Annotated in this window: 7 protein-coding genes; 1 reads left to right on the top strand and 6 read right to left on the bottom strand. The window is 33.2% G+C overall.

Features of this window, described 5'->3' with window-relative positions; genetic code table 11:
• Nucleotides 1–40: 40 nt before the first annotated feature.
• From CLV91_RS16235 to CLV91_RS16220, 4 genes are all read right to left on the bottom strand, one after another.
• A complete protein-coding gene (locus CLV91_RS16235; RefSeq protein WP_121069282.1) occupies nt 41–4,525 on the bottom strand; it encodes a beta strand repeat-containing protein in 4,485 nt (1,494 codons plus the stop codon).
• A 236-nt stretch (nt 4,526–4,761) separates the two neighbouring features.
• Nucleotides 4,762–6,693 (bottom strand): OmpA family protein, encoded by a 1,932-nt coding sequence (locus tag CLV91_RS16230; protein WP_121069281.1) that lies wholly within the window; start codon nt 6,691–6,693, stop codon nt 4,762–4,764.
• Nucleotides 6,694–6,703: 10 nt separating this feature from the next.
• Entirely contained in the window at nt 6,704–7,657 is a 954-nt protein-coding gene (locus tag CLV91_RS16225; RefSeq protein WP_121069280.1) for a PorP/SprF family type IX secretion system membrane protein, read from the bottom strand.
• 15 nt (nt 7,658–7,672) lie between these two features.
• On the bottom strand, nt 7,673–10,873 hold the full coding sequence (locus CLV91_RS16220; protein WP_121069279.1) for a T9SS type B sorting domain-containing protein: 3,201 nt from the start codon (nt 10,871–10,873) through the stop codon (nt 7,673–7,675).
• Between the two features lie 377 nt (nt 10,874–11,250).
• Between CLV91_RS16220 and CLV91_RS16215 the strand changes: the two genes are divergently transcribed.
• Nucleotides 11,251–12,840, top strand: coding sequence for a peptide chain release factor 3 (locus CLV91_RS16215; protein ID WP_121069278.1), 1,590 nt, complete (start codon nt 11,251–11,253; stop codon nt 12,838–12,840).
• Nucleotides 12,841–12,892: 52 nt separating this feature from the next.
• On the opposite strand, the gene CLV91_RS16210 is transcribed toward CLV91_RS16215, so the two are convergent.
• Nucleotides 12,893–13,204 carry a DUF3467 domain-containing protein gene (locus CLV91_RS16210; protein ID WP_121069277.1) on the bottom strand — a complete coding sequence of 104 codons (312 nt, stop codon included), beginning with the start codon at nt 13,202–13,204 and terminating at the stop codon, nt 12,893–12,895.
• A gap of 108 nt (nt 13,205–13,312) precedes the next feature.
• Nucleotides 13,313–17,608, bottom strand: a complete 4,296-nt coding sequence (gene rpoC, locus CLV91_RS16205) for a DNA-directed RNA polymerase subunit beta' (protein ID WP_121069276.1) — start codon at nt 17,606–17,608, stop codon at nt 13,313–13,315.
• Between the last annotated feature and the right edge of the window lie 54 nt (nt 17,609–17,662).

Here is a 17,662-nt window from a genome sequence, read left to right as displayed (position 1 = left end):
GATTAAACTTACTGGTGTTAAGGAAAAGTATTTAAGTTTATTAGTTTTTATTTACTCTATAAGTTATTCTTCTATTAGTAATAACGGTATACGATTTAACAATACTCGTAGGCGAAAACTCTGATGTAGAATTTGCTATTGTAGCCGTACTTGTAACAACATTTCCTCTTGCAACACCCGAAGGTAATAAGATTACAACTCTATATTTATTTGTATTATCTGTATTACCATCCAAATCTGTATAAGCCGATGAGCCAGATGCTGTATCTGCCCCACTACCTTCTATAAAAGTTGCTAAGTAGGTTTGCCCTTCCCCATAATCAGTTACCATTCCCAATTGGTTGTCCCCAACAGTAGCTGTACCTTGATTAACATCTGTTAAAAAAAGTTCTATTGTAGCTCCTGGCCTAGACCAACCTTCTACTATTAAGTTTGATCCAGAAACAAATGCACCTGTAATTATTGGGAAATTTAACAACCCATTTGGGCCATTGTCTGTATCTCCTGTTTCATTTAAAGTAACTCCATCTCCCACATTATCTGTAGGGTCCAAATCTATACCTAAAGCTGGGCTACCAGTTCCGTTTGCATAAATAGAATTTTGTGAAATTAAATTCCCAGATGTATTCCCACCAGTTAAAACGATACCTGAACCACCATTAGAGTAGATTGTATTTTTTAGTATTGATGAGTTGTCTCCGTCTAATTTAATACCTATATTTTCTATATTTCCTCCGCAATTACCGCCATCTTGACCAGAATTACTGATAGTATTTTCTTCTATAAGTACATTTCCTGTTATACCATCCCCATCTATACCTGCCGCAGCGGCATTATTTATTAAATTATGGTTAATATTTATCCCAGAACCACTTTGCAATGTTATATTATCAAAACAAGCTCCTGCTCCATTATCAGTAATATGATTATTTTGTATTATGGTTGATGTTCCTCCGTTTACAAGAATACCTGCATTAGAATTACTCGCAATATAATTTGAATCTAGTATAGCGGCTCCTCCTATAACTTCTACCCCAAAATCTATGTTACCTGCATTAACTCCTGAGGCATTAACACCTAATAATGAATTTGAAACTGTTGCTGCACCTCCATTTATTATGACTCCAGCATTGTTTCCTGCAAATATGGATACATTTCTTAAAACCACATCTGAACCTGAAGTAGTCATAACATCTCCATTGCCTTTATTAATCTGTATTTCGGGTCTATCATAAATAGGTAACGCTGTTAACGAAGTACCTACTGTAGTTCCTCCTGCTCCTATTGTCCCAGAATTACTATTTCCTGAATAAGCAGTTTGTGTCCTACCATCTATTATAGTTCTTGTTCCTGTGATTTCTGTTAATGGATTACCATTAGGAATTAAAATATTAAAAATTCCGCTTGCATAATTTACATCTGCTGTTCTCCCTAAAGGATCTCCTGTTGTTGGTATCATAAAAATTGAAGTGTCTTCTCCTGCTGCAGGGTTAAAAATTGAATTTGCCTCAATATCTATAATAGCTTCCTCTAAGTTATTAGAATTTACTATAAACTGTTCTAATGAACCTTGCCCACTATCATTAGTATTTACAATAGTATTAAAATTAAATCCAAAATTAATACCAACAACACCATTACTAGCTACAGAAACTTCAGATACACTTTGGGCGTTATTAATTACTCCTAAAGCTACATCTTGCGTTCTTGCTGGGTTTGCTCCTCCTATTTCATTTACTTCATCTACTAAAGAACCAACTGTACCATAAGATCTATAAGTTTGTACCGGGTAGCATGCCGAACAATTAAGCCCTCCTGTTCTTGTAGATTTTACTGTAGAGTTTACAACCTTAATATTATAATTTCCATCTGCCATTCCTCCAAAGGAATAATTACCATCAATATCAGTTGACTTCCTTTGAATAAAATTACCAGAAGAATCAAATAATTCTACTATTGCTCCTGATACACCAGCTCCTCCAGACGTTACTTGATCTCTACCTTGTCCTCCTGGGTAATTATAATCTTCAAATACTGTTCCTGCTATTAAATTAGATGGCACCTTTAAAACTACCGCTGCTGATATTACAAAATCCTGCCCCACATCTACATTTGCTGTAACTTGGGAATCTCCAGGAGAAATATAAGAGGATATATCATACGTATCTAAATCTAAACCATAGGTCGTAGAAACGTTATATATGGGGGCTACTGTATTATCATATATAGTAGAATTATAGACATTGTTGCCTGTTTGTCCGCCATCACCAGATTGTATAAATGTTGTTCCTGCTTGGTTTGTAATAGACAACTCTTCTGGGTTTGTGGATCCAGAACTAGAACCATCTAGCGTAGCATCGCCTTCCCAAGAAAGAAAAGAGGCCTTGGCTCCTAAGCCTGCAATGGCATAAAATGAGTCTAACGTAAAGGATGTTCCATCATTACTAAGACCATCAAAACCTTGATATAAATTAATATTTACGGCTGGTAAGGATTTATCTTCATAAAAAACCATTAAAGACCAGCCTCCTAAAACTGTTGCTGTAGAACAATAATTACCTGTATTATCTACTGTAAGGTCAGAGAAATCAAAAACATTGGTTGATGGATTTGCTACTCCTTGTACTATAGTTGTTACATCACTTACATACCCATAAAAATTCCTTGTAGTTAATGTGGTTTGGTATAAATAATTTGCATTTACCGTTTGCCCTTCAAAAGTTACAACTGGATCTGTTACTGTACTAGAATGTGCCCAATATAAGTATGCTTTTACAATATTTGCTGTACCAGGTATCTGAGAAACCAATGTATTAGATGAAGATGTTGTAATAGAACATGCATTGGTAGTATTACTATTTGTTCTTAAAGACCCTCCTGTAGTTGTATAATCATAATAACCATCAAATTCATCAAAAAGAGTTAATGGATCGTTTGCAAGAATTTGTGAGTTTATTGTTCCAGTACCTGTATCTGAATAATTTACTGGTACATCTGGTGCATTTGCTCCTGTAAATTCTATTGTGAAATCTTCCGCAATTTCTGGTACTCCATCATTAGAAATGGGGACAGATATTGTCTGTATATTTCCTACTTCTCCATTAAATGTTAAAGTTCCTGATGATGCTGTGTAATCACTACCAGCTAATGCGGTGCCATCTACCGTTTGAAAATCTACTGTAAAAGGTGTTTCGACAAAACCAAAAAGAAAAACATTTCTACCATGTGGTGCTCTTGTTGATCTAACTGTAAAAACGGCATTACCTACTGTTTCATCAAAAGAAATATCGTCAATTACAATTCTAGGTCCTTCTGGATAACAATTAACTGAAGCTACCCAACCTGCACCTGTATTATTACCATTAGAAACAAATCTGAAAGTTAAACAACCACTAGCTCCTGTTGCCTCTATATTTGTAGGTACATTGTTATTATTATATTGCCCTATTAAAGTACCTCCAGTAGAGTTGCCGTCATATATATATAATAAATCACTATTATCTACATCAAAACTAGAAAAATCTATATTAACATAATTATCAGCAATGTCTGGACAAATAGTATATTCTATATCTTGATTATTACCATAATTATTTAGTCCGCCTGGGTCTAAAAAAGTATCACTACAAGTAGTTGCTGAACCACCATCAGTCATTATTAAGGCATCATCATCATTAATGGTACCAGTACCTATATCTGTAATATCTACATTGGTATTTGTTACACTTGTAAATTCTACTGTAAAATTTTCTATATTTTCTATTGTAGAGTCATCCAAAATAGGAACAGTAATAGTACCTGTATCTCCTGAAATTCCAGTGAAATTTAATGATCCAGATGTTGTAGTATAATCTGACCCAGATGTTGCACTACTATTAACCGTACTATAATTTGCAATAAAAGGACCTAAAGCGTTTGTTCCCGTATGTGTAACTGTAAAAATTGCATTACCTCCATCTTCACTTACCACAACATCATCAATAGACAATTCTGGTGTAGCTGATGGATATGTAGCAGATATTTGTACATTATCTATATAGGCATAATCATCATTACGCCAATTAGAATTTGATTTTGAAAATCTTATTGTTGTATTTGCAGATATATATGCAGATATATCTTGACTAAATGTACCTGAAGAATTATTCCCTGTTACCGTCCCTATTTGCGTATAACTAGCCCCTCCATTATTAGACATTTCTATTCCTAAAGATCTATTACCTCCTAAGCTAATGGCCTGCCAGGTAAAACTTAAGGTTGCAGAACTTGCACCATTTAAATTTGCTGTTCTTCTAATATTTTCATTCCAGATGTAGTATAATTCTAAACGATTACTACTAATTCTAATATATTGACTATTGGGTCCAGTATCTGTATCTCCTGTTTCTATCCAATTTGTTGCCCAGTTTTGAGAACCATTGTTGTTAGAGTAAGAAACAGAACTAAAATTATCTCTATAGGTTTCCTGTGCTGTCAGGGAAACTGTAGCAAATAATAAGTATATTAAAGAAAGGGGGAGTTTCATAATATTTCACTAAAAAAAGAACGGTGAAAAATTGACACAAATAATAGTATCTATATTTTAATCACCAAATTGAAAATAAATATAAGAAGCATAACTCTCTTTATTTAATATTTGTTGTATATGACCATAAAGAGATGGTGAATATGCAAAAAAGTGGTGTTTCCAATAAGTACATATACTTCTAAACAAAAAAAGCTGCCTAATGGCAGCTTTTAAAAAATAATAATTTTATCTATTTATTCTAAAATTATAAACTCTGATCTTCTATTTAATTCATGCTCTTTACCTGAACATTTTACACCGTTAGAACACTTGTTTATTAACTTCGTTTCTCCGTAACCCTGTCCTTGTAATCTATCTTTAGAAATACCTTTAGAAATCATATAATCTACAGTTGCTTGTGCTCTCTTTTGAGATAGCCATAAATTGTATGAATCTTTTCCTCTGCTATCTGTATGAGAATTTACTTTAATTTTAAGACTTGGGTATTTCTCCATTGCTGCAATTACTTTTTGTACTTCAATTTCTGAATCTTTACGAATATTATATTTATCAAAATTAAAATATATAGTACTTAGTTGAAGTAATTTAGCTAAATCATCTCCATATCCTCCAGAAACCTTATCTCTTTCTAAATAAAAATCAATAATTTTAGCCTTCCCATCAGATTTTCCTAAATATTCTTCTGCAGGCACATAACCTTCCATCACCGCTCTAACAAAATTACCTTGATTACAGTCTAAATCTATAGCGTATGCACCACTAGAATCTGTTATAGCAGAAGATATTTCAGTATTATTTTCATCAATTATTTTAACTGCAGCCCCCACAAGAACTTCGTTAGAAATTTTATCTCTTACTGTTCCTGTTACTGCCTGATGACAATCTAACAGTAAAGGCTCATTCTCTATAAAACTATAGATATCATCTGCTCCTTTACCTTCTTCTCTATTAGATGCAAAATATCCTTTTTTTGTTTCTGAATTAAAAATGAATGTAAAATCATCCATCTTACTATTTACAGGTTCTCCTACATTTACTACTGAACCATTTAATTTTCCATCAGCAACATTAGTTGCAAAAACATCTAAGCCACCTAAACCAGGATGCCCATCTGATGACATGTATAAAACTCCTTCATTAGTGACAAAAGGAAATGTTTCTCTAGCCTCTGTATTTATATTACTTCCAAGGTTTTCTGGAGTACTATATGTACCATCCTCATTTATGTTTACTCTAAATATATCTGATGCTCCTAGAGAGCCAGGCATATCTGACGCAAAATATAGTCTTTTTTCATCTGCACTTAAAGCTGGGTGCGCAACTGAATAAGAATCACTATTAATAGAAAGCTCTTCTAAATTAGACCAAACATTAGTACTATCTACGAAGGTTGCTTTAAATATTTTTAGACGTATAACTCCTTTTTCGTCTTTTACATATTTACCATTCTTAAAATTATTTCGTGTAAAATAAAGTGTTTTACCATCTTTAGTTGTTACTGATGTAGATTCGTGTAAACGTGTATTAACTTCTTTTCCTAATTTATTTACAATGGAATCATTCGTATCATAGAGGTCTAAGAAATCTTTAGAATTCCATGTATGTCTATATCTAGCTAAATTTCCAGTATCTCTATCCGAAGAAAATAGTAATCCTTCTTTGTAAAAAGATGGCGCAAACTCTGTGTAAGAAGTGTTAAACTTAAAAGGCTTTACTGTATACCTTCCTGAATTTTTCTTAATATCTTCTATGTAGTTTTTCTCTTCTTTAAAACCACTAGCCCTAGCATCATTATCTGTAATTTCAGAAAATTTTGTCATGATAGCATTAGATCCCTCATAATCTCCTAGAGATTTTAAAGTTTGGGCATATCTAAAAAAGTATTCTGCTCCTACTTCTTTACCATAATCATCTATTAATCTTTTGTAGACATCTGAGGCTTGCTTATAATCTGCATTAAAATAGTAGGAGTTTCCTAAATTCTTAAGTAAGTCTGCCGAAACATATCCTTTATCTAATACTTTTTTATAAATATCTATAGCGGGGCTAAATGAATACTCATTATATTCAGTATCTGCTTTTGTAACCCTTTTCTCTTGAGCAACAGAACCTACTCCAATTAAAAGTGAGAAGACAAAAATTAATATTTGTAATCTTTTTTTCATTTTTTATAAATTAAAAGAATCTAGGTGAAACTAATCTTCTAAATGATTTAACTAACTCATAACGTAAGAAAACTTCAAAAGAACCATCATTAAATTGTGTTCCTCCTAAATCTGTAGTTTCTCTATCATAAGCAAGGCCTAACATAAATTGGTCTGATATTTGAAAACCTACCATACCACTTAAAGCTGCATCCCATCTATAAGCTGCGCCAAAAGTAAAACGATCGTTATACATAAAATTAGCAGAAAAATCTACCTGTAACGGTGCTCCTCCTACTATTTTAGTTAATAAGGCTGGTTTAAATTTAAAGTCACCATTTAAATCAAAAACATAACCCGTAATAAAGTAAAAATTTATTCTTTCTTGAGATAAAAACTGTACCGAGTTTGCGTCTTGTTTAGAGTTATCAAAATGATCTGTTTGTAATAAATTTGGTGCAGATAAACCTGCATAAAACCTATCTGTATGGTAATAAATACCTAAACCAAAGTTTGGCGAAAATCTATTTTCTATATTATCTGCATTTACTGGTTCAACATCAAAATTACGAAGACCATTAAAGTCTAAATTAAGCATATTACCACCTGCTTTAATTCCAAAAGATAATTTCCCTTCCAAGGAAACATCTATTGTATAGGATAAAACTGCATCAAAATACGTCTCTTGTACTACCCCATCCCCTATTTCATCATTAACAATAGAAAAACCGTACCCCAATTTACTATTTCTTATAGGAGAATGCACATTAAGAGTTTGTGACTTTGGTGCCCCATCTAAACCTACCCATTGTGCTCTATATAAGGCAGCAACACTTAATTGCCCTCTAGAGCCTGCATAAGCAGGATTAACACTCATAGTATTAAACATATATTGCGTATACTGGGCATCTTGTTGTGCTTGAGCGTTTTCTAAGAAAACGAAACCTAAAAGTATTAATGCTAAAAATCTTTTTTTAATAATCATGTGTTTTATAATTGATTACTTACTTACATAAATATAACCACTATTGGTTACTTGTTTAAGACTATCGTTTTGATTCTGGTATTCAAATATATAAAAATATACCCCAGCTGGTAAGTATTCTCCTCCACTTACAGTTGACCTACCCTTAGACCTTCCGTCAAAAACATTATTTTGATTGTTATATTCTTCTCCTTCATATACAGCAACACCCCAACGGTTAAATATCTTTAAAGAATTATTTAATGCATTCTCAACGCCACGAATAAACAAAAAGTCATTTTTACCATCAGAGTTTGGAGATACTATTTGATTTATTTCTATTTCAAATATTTCTGGTGTATCATCTATTGGATCTAAATAATCTGGTGTACCATCATTATCTGTATCATCATTGGTTGGGTCACCATCACCATCTGCATCTTCATCTGGTGTATTTATACCATCACCATCGTCATCTAAATCTCTATAATTTACATCCTCTGTTCCATCGGTATCTGGTAAGTCATTTGCTGGATCATTAATCTCATCATTTACATCGAAACCATCATTTACATCACTGCCTTCATAACCATCATCTAATCCATCGCCATCTGTATCTACTCCTGTATATGTCTGATCCGGAACTCCATCAAAATTAAAATCGTTCCCTTCATTATTATCCGGAACACTATCATTATCACTATCTAAATCTAAATAATCTGGAGCATCTTCACCATCTGTATTAACTGGTGTTAAGCCATCTGGATAGGCACTGTTTAATCCTTGATTATCTGTATATGTTGCTGCGTCGTCATCATTTGGTGCTATATAACCATCGGTAGTTTGGGCTTCTATATTATCTGGTAAACCATCATTATCTGCATCTATATCTAAATAGTTTGGAATACCATCTTCATCCGTATCCAACGCATCCGTTGATGGGTCATCATCGCCATCTAAATTTGGATCCTCAACACTATCTAAGATTCCATCATTATCATCGTCTAAATCAACAACATCTGGAACACCATCGCCATCCGTATCTGGACTATTATCTGTTGGGTCTAAATAATCTGGAGTACCATCGCCATCTGTATCATCATTGGTTGGATCGCCATCGCCATCTGCATCTTCATCAGGAGTATTTATTCCATCGCCATCATCATCTAAATCTCTATAATTTACATCCTCTGTTCCATCGGTATCTGGTAAATCATTTGCTGGATCATTAATCTCATCATTTACATCGAAACCATCATTTACATCACTGCCTTCATAACCATCATCTAGACCATCGCCATCGGTATCTACTCCTGTATATGTCTGATCCGGAACTCCATCAAAATTAAAATCGTTCCCTTCATTATTATCTGGAACACTATCATTATCACTATCTAAATCTAAATAATCTGGAGCATCTTCACCATCTGTATTAACTGGTGTTAATCCATCTGGATAGGCACTATTTAATCCTTGATTATCTGTATAAGTTGCTGCGTCATCATCATTTGGTGCAATATAGCCATCCGTAGTTTGTACTTCTACATTATCTGGAATACCATCATTATCTGCATCTATATCTAAATAGTTTGGAATACCATCTTCATCCGTATCCAATGCATCCGTTGATGGGTCATCATCGCCATCTAAATTTGGATCCTCAACACTATCTAAGATTCCATCATTATCATCGTCTAAATCAACAACATCTGGAACACCATCGCCATCTGTATCTGGACTATTATCTGTTGGGTCTAAATAATCTGGAGTACCATCGCCATCTGTATCATCATTGGTTGGATCGCCATCACCATCTGCATCTTCATCCGGAGTGTTTATTCCGTCTCCATCATCATCTAAATCTCTATAGTTTACATCCTCTGTTCCATCGGTATCTGGTAAATCATTTGCTGGATCATTAATCTCATCATTTACATCGAAACCATCATTTACATCACTGCCTTCATAACCATCATCTAGACCATCGCCATCGGTATCTACTCCTGTATATGTCTGATCCGGAACTCCATCAAAATTAAAATCGTTCCCTTCATTATTATCTGAAACACTATCATTATCGCTATCTAAATCTAAATAATCTGGAGCATCTTCACCATCTGTATTTACAACAACAATACCTTCATCATTGACTCCTTCGTAGGCATTATCTAAACCATCAAAATCAGAATCTAAGCCAGATGGTTCAATGTAACCTATTGTAGTTTGAGCTTCAATATTATCTGGAATACCATCATTATCCGAATCAATGTCTCTAAAATCTGGTTTAGTATCATTATCTGAATTTATAGGGTCAATACCATCTCCTCCGTAAATATCATCTAAACCATTATTATTAGCATCTACACCGGAAGGAGCTATATAACTTGTATACAATTGACTTTCAACATTATCCAAAATACCATCATTATCACTATCTATATCTACATAATCTAGAATATTATCTCCATCTGTATCTATTGGATTTAATCCTAATTCATAAGAATCATCTATGTCATTATTATTTGCATCTCCTGTAGGTGCAATATAGTCCTCTGAATTTTGTGCTTCCACTTTATCCTTAATTCCATCATTATCTGAATCAAAATCTCTAAAATTTGGAAATTCATCATCATCACAATTAATTGGATTAATTCCAAAACCATAGGAGCCTTCATAAGCATCATCTAATCCATTATCATTTGCATCTAATCCAGAAGGTGCAACATAATCCGTAAATTCTTGAGCTTCAAAATTATCCCTTATACCATCTATATCAGAATCTATATCTAAATAATCTGGAATCCCTCCATTATCTGTATCATAAGGATTAATTCCAAAACCAAAAGAACCTTCATAAGCATCATCTAGACCATTATTGTTAGAATCGAACCCAGAAGGTGCAACATAACTAGATGATTTTTGTCCCTCTACATTATCCAGAATACCATCATTATCTGAATCTATGTCCATATAATTAGGAATCCCGTCATCGTCTGAATCTGTGGGGTTTGTTAAATAGTTATCATCACCATCCGCATTACCATCTTCTACACTATTTAAAATACCATCATTATCTAAATCTAAATCACTATTAAATAATAAATTTAGAAAAAGTTTATTTTCAGTTTTAACGTCACCATCATCTATAGCAAAAGATGAAGATGTTATTAAAAACAAACATAAACCTAATTTAGATATTATACTTTTCTTAAAAATATAAGCAGTAAAAAGTTCCATAAGTGGTAGTAATTTTAGTTTTACTTATCACCATGGCTAGTAAGAAAATTTATAAATAGTAAGATGCTGGGAGCATTAAATATAATAACGCAAGATAAATGTAAAAATCTTTTCATCAAATTCTTTTCTTTCTATAAATTGTGTAAAATCTTTAAAAAACTAATATCCTCGTTAAAATGTTAATCATATACAGTCTCTTAACAATACACCGATAAAATTGGTTTTTTTTGAATAATCACAAGCATGCATTTTATCGATAAAATATACCGTTAATCGATATTTGAATTTATCCTATTCTAAAACACTCCTGTTAATATTACTAAAATCCTAGCTAAATAATCTTATATTTTACCTTATTTTTGTGCCAAATTTAGATGATGGACTTTAAGACAGAAATTCAACGAAGGAGAACATTTGGTATAATATCTCACCCAGATGCAGGAAAAACCACTTTAACAGAAAAGTTATTATTATTTGGCGGGGCCATACAAGAAGCAGGAGCAGTAAAAAACAACAAAATAAAAAAAACTGCTACAAGTGATTTTATGGAAATAGAAAGGCAAAGAGGAATTTCTGTTGCCACATCTGTCTTAGCCTTTATATACAATGACAAAAAGATTAATATTTTAGATACTCCTGGTCACAAAGATTTTGCTGAGGATACTTTTAGAACTCTTACAGCTGTTGATAGTGTCATTGTCGTTATTGATGTTGCAAAAGGTGTTGAAGAACAAACTGTGAAGCTTGTTGAAGTCTGTAGAATGCGAAACATTCCTATGCTTGTTTTTATTAACAAATTAGATAGAGAAGGTAAAGATGCTTTTGATTTATTAGATGATTTAGAACAAAAACTTGGACTAAAAGTTACTCCTTTAAGTTTTCCTATAGGTATGGGATATGATTTTAAAGGAATATACAATATCTATGAAAAAAATGTAAACCTATTTAGTGGGGATAGTAAAAAGAATATTGAAGATACTATTGCTATAGATGATTTACAAAGCCCTGAACTCACAACATTAATTGGAGAAAAAGCAGCAGACACATTACGAGATGATTTAGAATTAGTAAATGGAGTTTACCCAGAATTTAATAAAGAAGCTTATTTAAAAGCAGAACAACAACCTGTGTTTTTTGGATCAGCCCTAAATAACTTTGGTGTACGTGAATTATTAGATTGTTTTATAAATATTGCCCCACCTCCTAGACCTAAATTAGCAGAAGAACGCCTTGTAGATTCAAATGAAAAAGAACTTTCCGGATTTGTATTTAAAATACATGCTAATATGGACCCTAAACATAGAGACAGATTAGCTTTTGTTAAAATTGTTTCTGGTACTTTTGAAAGAAATAAACCCTACTTACATGTTCGTCAAGGTAAAAAGTTAAAATTTTCAAGTCCTAATGCTTTTTTTGCTGAAAAGAAAGAAATTGTAGACATCTCCTATCCTGGGGACATTGTAGGTTTACATGACACTGGAAATTTTAAAATTGGGGATACATTAACAGAAGGAGAACAATTAAACTATAAAGGCATTCCAAGTTTTTCTCCAGAACATTTTAGATATATTAACAATGCAGATCCATTAAAATCTAAGCAACTTTATAAAGGGATTGACCAACTAATGGATGAAGGTGTAGCACAACTTTTTACTTTAGAATTAAATGGCAGAAAAGTTATAGGTACTGTTGGAGCTTTACAGTTTGAAGTGATTCAATATAGACTAGAGCATGAATACGGTGCAAAATGCAGCTATGAAAACTTCCCAGTACATAAAGCTTGTTGGGTAGACCAATCTAACAATAAGACAGATGAATTCAAAGAGTTCATTCGTGTTAAACAGAAGTTCTTAGCAAAAGATAAAAAAGGGCAACTAGTTTTCTTAGCAGACTCTAGTTTCTCTTTACAAATGACACAACAGAAATATTCTAATGTAAAATTACATTTTACTTCTGAATTTGATTAGCAGAATTTTCTATAATAAAAAAAAGCGATGAAATTAAATTTCATCGCTTTTTTTATGCTTCACCAGTTGGCCCAAAATTCATTGGAATAGGTGGCTGCTCATAATCTTTTATAGTTCCATGAGCTTTTTCAAAACGATCTACATTATCACTTAAAGCTCTTAAGAATTTTTTAGCATGTTGTGGTGTTAAAACAATTCTACTCTTTACCTTGGCTTTTGGAGCACCAGGCATCATACTTATAAAATCTACAACAAACTCAGAGACAGAATGATTAATTACCGCAAGATTGGAATATGTTCCTTCGGCAGTTTTTTCATCTAATTCTATATTTATTTGTTGTTGTTTTTTAGATTCATCACTCATAATATTATTCAATTTTTAATACTCTTATAAAACTTTACTAATGTAAAATTAGTATAGAAAGTAGGTATAAAAAAATAACCCTCGATTTTCATCGAGGGTTATTATAATTTAAAACTTTAAAGCTTCTTTACGAGCCATAATTTCATCATACTCTTCTTTAGAGCCAACAATAATATTATCATAATCTCGCATTCCAGTTCCTGCAGGTATTTTATGACCTACAATTACATTCTCTTTTAATCCTTCTAAAGTATCTACTTTACCACTTACAGCAGCTTCATTTAACACTTTAGTTGTTTCCTGGAAGGAAGCAGCAGATATAAATGATTTAGTCTGTAAAGATGCACGTGTAATACCTTGAAGTATTGGAGTTGCTGTAGCAGCTACAGCGTCTCTAGCTTCAACTAAATTTTTATCTGCTCTTCTTAAAATAGAGTTTTCATCTCTAAGCTCTCTAGCTGTAATAATTTGGCCTGGCTTTATTGTGTCAGACTCTCCAGCATCTACAACAACTTTCTTTCCATAAATTTCATCATTCTCAACAATAAAGTCTTGCTTATGAATTAATTGGTTTTCTAAGAAAATAGTATCTCCTGGATCAACAATACGTACTTTACGCATCATTTGTCTTACAACAACCTCAAAGTGCTTATCATTAATTTTCACTCCTTGTAAACGGTATACTTCCTGTACCTCGTTAACTAAGTACTGCTGCACAGCAGATGGGCCTTTAATTTTTAAAATATCTTCTGGAGTAATTGATCCATCAGAAAGTGGCATACCAGCTCTAACATAATCATTTTCCTGAACTAAGATTTGGTTAGAAAGTTTTACTAAATACTTCTTAACTTCTCCTAATTTAGATTCTATAATTATCTCTCGGTTACCTCTTTTAATTTTACCAAAAGAAACCACACCATCAATCTCAGAAACAACAGCTGGGTTAGATGGGTTACGAGCTTCAAATAACTCGGTAACTCTTGGAAGACCACCCGTAATATCACCTGCTTTAGCAGATTTACGAGGAATCTTAACTAAAATTTGTCCTTCTTTAATCTTATCATTATCATCTACCATTAAGTGAGAACCTACTGGTAAGTTATAAGAACGCAATACTTCATCACCATTCTTAATTAATAATGTTGGAATTAGTTTCTTGTTTCTAGATTCTGAAATAACTTTTTCTTGGAATCCTGTTTGCTCATCAATTTCAACTTGATACGTAACCCCTTGCTCAATATTCTCATAAGAAATTTGACCTGGAAATTCAGAAACAATTACACCGTTATATGGATCCCAAGAACAAACTACATCTTCTTTAGCAATTTTAGCTCCATTCTCAATGAATAATTGAGAACCATAAGGTATGTTATTTGTACTTAATATGATACCAGACTTAGGCTCTACAATTTTAATTTCCGATGTTCTAGATATTACAATTGTTGCCGGGTTTCCTTCAGAATCTTCTCCAGTTACCGTTCTTAAATCTTCTATCTCTGCAACACCGCCAAATTTAGCGATAAGCTTATTATCTTCAGAAATGTTACCTGCAATACCACCCACGTGGAAGGTACGCAATGTTAACTGTGTTCCTGGTTCTCCAATAGATTGCGCTGCAACAACACCAACAGCTTCTCCTCTTTGTACCATCTTATTAGTAGATAAGTTTCTACCATAACATTTAGCACAAATACCTTTCTTTGCCTCACAAGTTAAAGCAGAACGTACTTCTACTTTTTCTATTGGTGACTCATTAATCTTCTTCGCATCGGATTCCATTATCTCCTGACCAGCAGTAAGTAATTGTTCCTCAGTTAAAGGATTATAAACATCATGTAATGAAACTCTACCTAAAATTCTAGCACCTAAAGTTTCTACAACTTCTTCATTCTTTTTAAGTGCCTGAACTTCAACACCTCTTAATGTTCCACAATCTTCAATGTTAATAATAACATCTTGAGAAACATCTACTAAACGACGTGTTAAGTAACCGGCATCTGCCGTTTTAAGAGCGGTATCGGCAAGACCTTTACGAGCACCGTGCGTAGAGATAAAGTATTCCAAAATGGAAAGACCTTCCTTAAAGTTAGAAAGAATCGGATTTTCAATAATCTCTCCACCACCTGCGGTAGATTTTTTAGGTTTCGCCATTAATCCACGCATACCTGTTAACTGACGGATTTGCTCTTTAGAACCCCTCGCACCAGAATCAAGCATCATATATACCGAGTTAAATCCTTGCTGATCCTCTCTAATACGCTTCATTGCTAACTCTGTTAACTGCGCATTGGTAGAAGTCCAAACATCAATAACCTGATTATAACGTTCGTTATTAGTAATTAGACCCATGTTATAGTTTGCCATAATGCCGTCTACTTGACCATTAGCATCTGCAATCATTTCATGTTTCTCTTTTGGAATAATAATATCACCTAAACTAAAAGATAATCCACCTTTAAAGGCATAATCATATCCTAAAGTCTTAATTCTATCTAAGAAATCTGCTGTTGTAGGAACATCCGTAACAGCTAAAATTCCACCAATAATATCTCTTAATGATTTCTTATTTAATACATCATTAATGTATCCTGCTTGTTCAGGAACTCTCATATTAAACAATACTCTACCTACCGTTGTTGGTATAATTTTGTTTACTAATTCTCCTTCTTCATTAAAATCTTTAGCACGAACTTTAATTCCTGCATTAAGATTTACCATTCCTTCATTTAAAGCAATTTCTACTTCTTCATAAGAATAGAAAGTTAACCCTTCTCCTTTAATAGGAACCTCTGGTGTAGACTTTCTTTCCTTTGTCATATAATATAGACCTAATACCATATCCTGAGAAGGTACTGTAATAGGAGAACCATTTGCTGGGTTCAAGATATTTTGAGATGCCAACATTAATAGTTGTGCTTCTAAAATAGCCTCTGGCCCTAATGGTAAGTGAACTGCCATTTGATCCCCATCAAAATCGGCGTTAAATGCCGTACATGCTAATGGGTGTAAACGTATCGCCTTACCTTCAATTAATTTAGGTTGAAAAGATTGTATACCTAAACGGTGCAACGTAGGAGCACGGTTAAGTAATACTGGATGTCCTTTAAGAACATTTTCCAAGATATCCCAAACTACAGGTTCTTTTTTATCTATTATCTTCTTAGCAGATTTAACTGTTTTTACAATTCCTCTTTCGATTAATTTACGAATTACAAAAGGCTTGTAAAGTTCCGCAGCCATATCTTTAGGAAGACCACATTCGTATAATTTTAATTCTGGCCCTACAACAATTACAGAACGAGCAGAATAATCCACACGCTTACCAAGTAAGTTTTGACGGAAACGACCTTGCTTACCTTTCAATGAATCTGAAAGAGATTTTAATGGTCTGTTAGATTCTGTTTTTACTGCGGATGCTTTACGAGTGTTATCAAATAAAGAATCTACAGATTCCTGAAGCATACGTTTCTCATTTCTAAGAATAACTTCTGGAGCTTTAATTTCAACTAAACGCTTTAAACGGTTATTACGGATAATAACTCTTCTATATAAATCATTTAAATCTGATGTTGCAAAACGACCGCCATCTAATGGTACTAATGGACGTAATTCTGGTGGAATTACAGGGATTACTTTCATAATCATCCATTCTGGTCTGTTATCTCTATTTTCCTGAGATTCTCTTAAAGCTTCAACAACTTGAAGTCTTTTTAAAGCTTCTGTCTTTCTTTGCTTAGAAGTCTCTGTATTAGCTTTATGTCTTAACTCATAAGATAATTCCGTTAAGTCAATTCTAGCCAATAAATCTATAAGACATTCCGCTCCCATTTTAGCAATAAACTTATTTGGGTCAGAATCTTCTAAATATTGATTTTCTTGCGGTAATTCCTCAGCAATATTTAAATACTCTTCTTCTGTTAAGAAATCCATTTTCTTAACTTCTTCTCCTTCTGGACCTTTAGCTATACCTGGTTGTATAACCACGTAACGCTCGTAATAGATAATCATATCTAGTTTCTTAGATGGTAATCCAAGAAGGTATCCAATCTTATTAGGTAAAGAACGGAAATACCAGATATGCGCTACAGGAACAACTAAATTAATGTGCCCTACTCTATCTCTACGTACTTTTTTCTCTGTTACTTCTACCCCACAACGGTCACAAACAATACCACGGTAACGAATTCTTTTATATTTACCACAAGCACACTCATAATCCTTAACAGGACCAAAAATTCGCTCACAGAAAAGACCATCTCTCTCTGGTTTGTGAGTTCTATAGTTAATAGTTTCAGGCTTTAAAACTTCACCTTTAGACTCTCCTAAAATTGCTTCAGGAGATGCTAATCCGATGGAAATTTTATCGAACCTTTTAATTGGGTTATTATCTTTTATTCTAGCCATAATATAATGGTGATACTAAATTAACAATGTGTTCTTAAATCGTTTTATCGATTT

The organism is Maribacter vaceletii, from assembly GCF_003634105.1.
In the GTDB taxonomy this organism is placed as follows: Bacteria; Bacteroidota; Bacteroidia; order Flavobacteriales; family Flavobacteriaceae; genus Maribacter_B; species Maribacter_B vaceletii.
The sequence above is the reverse complement of the archived record's forward strand: the minus strand, read 5'-3'. Positions and strand labels throughout refer to the sequence as shown.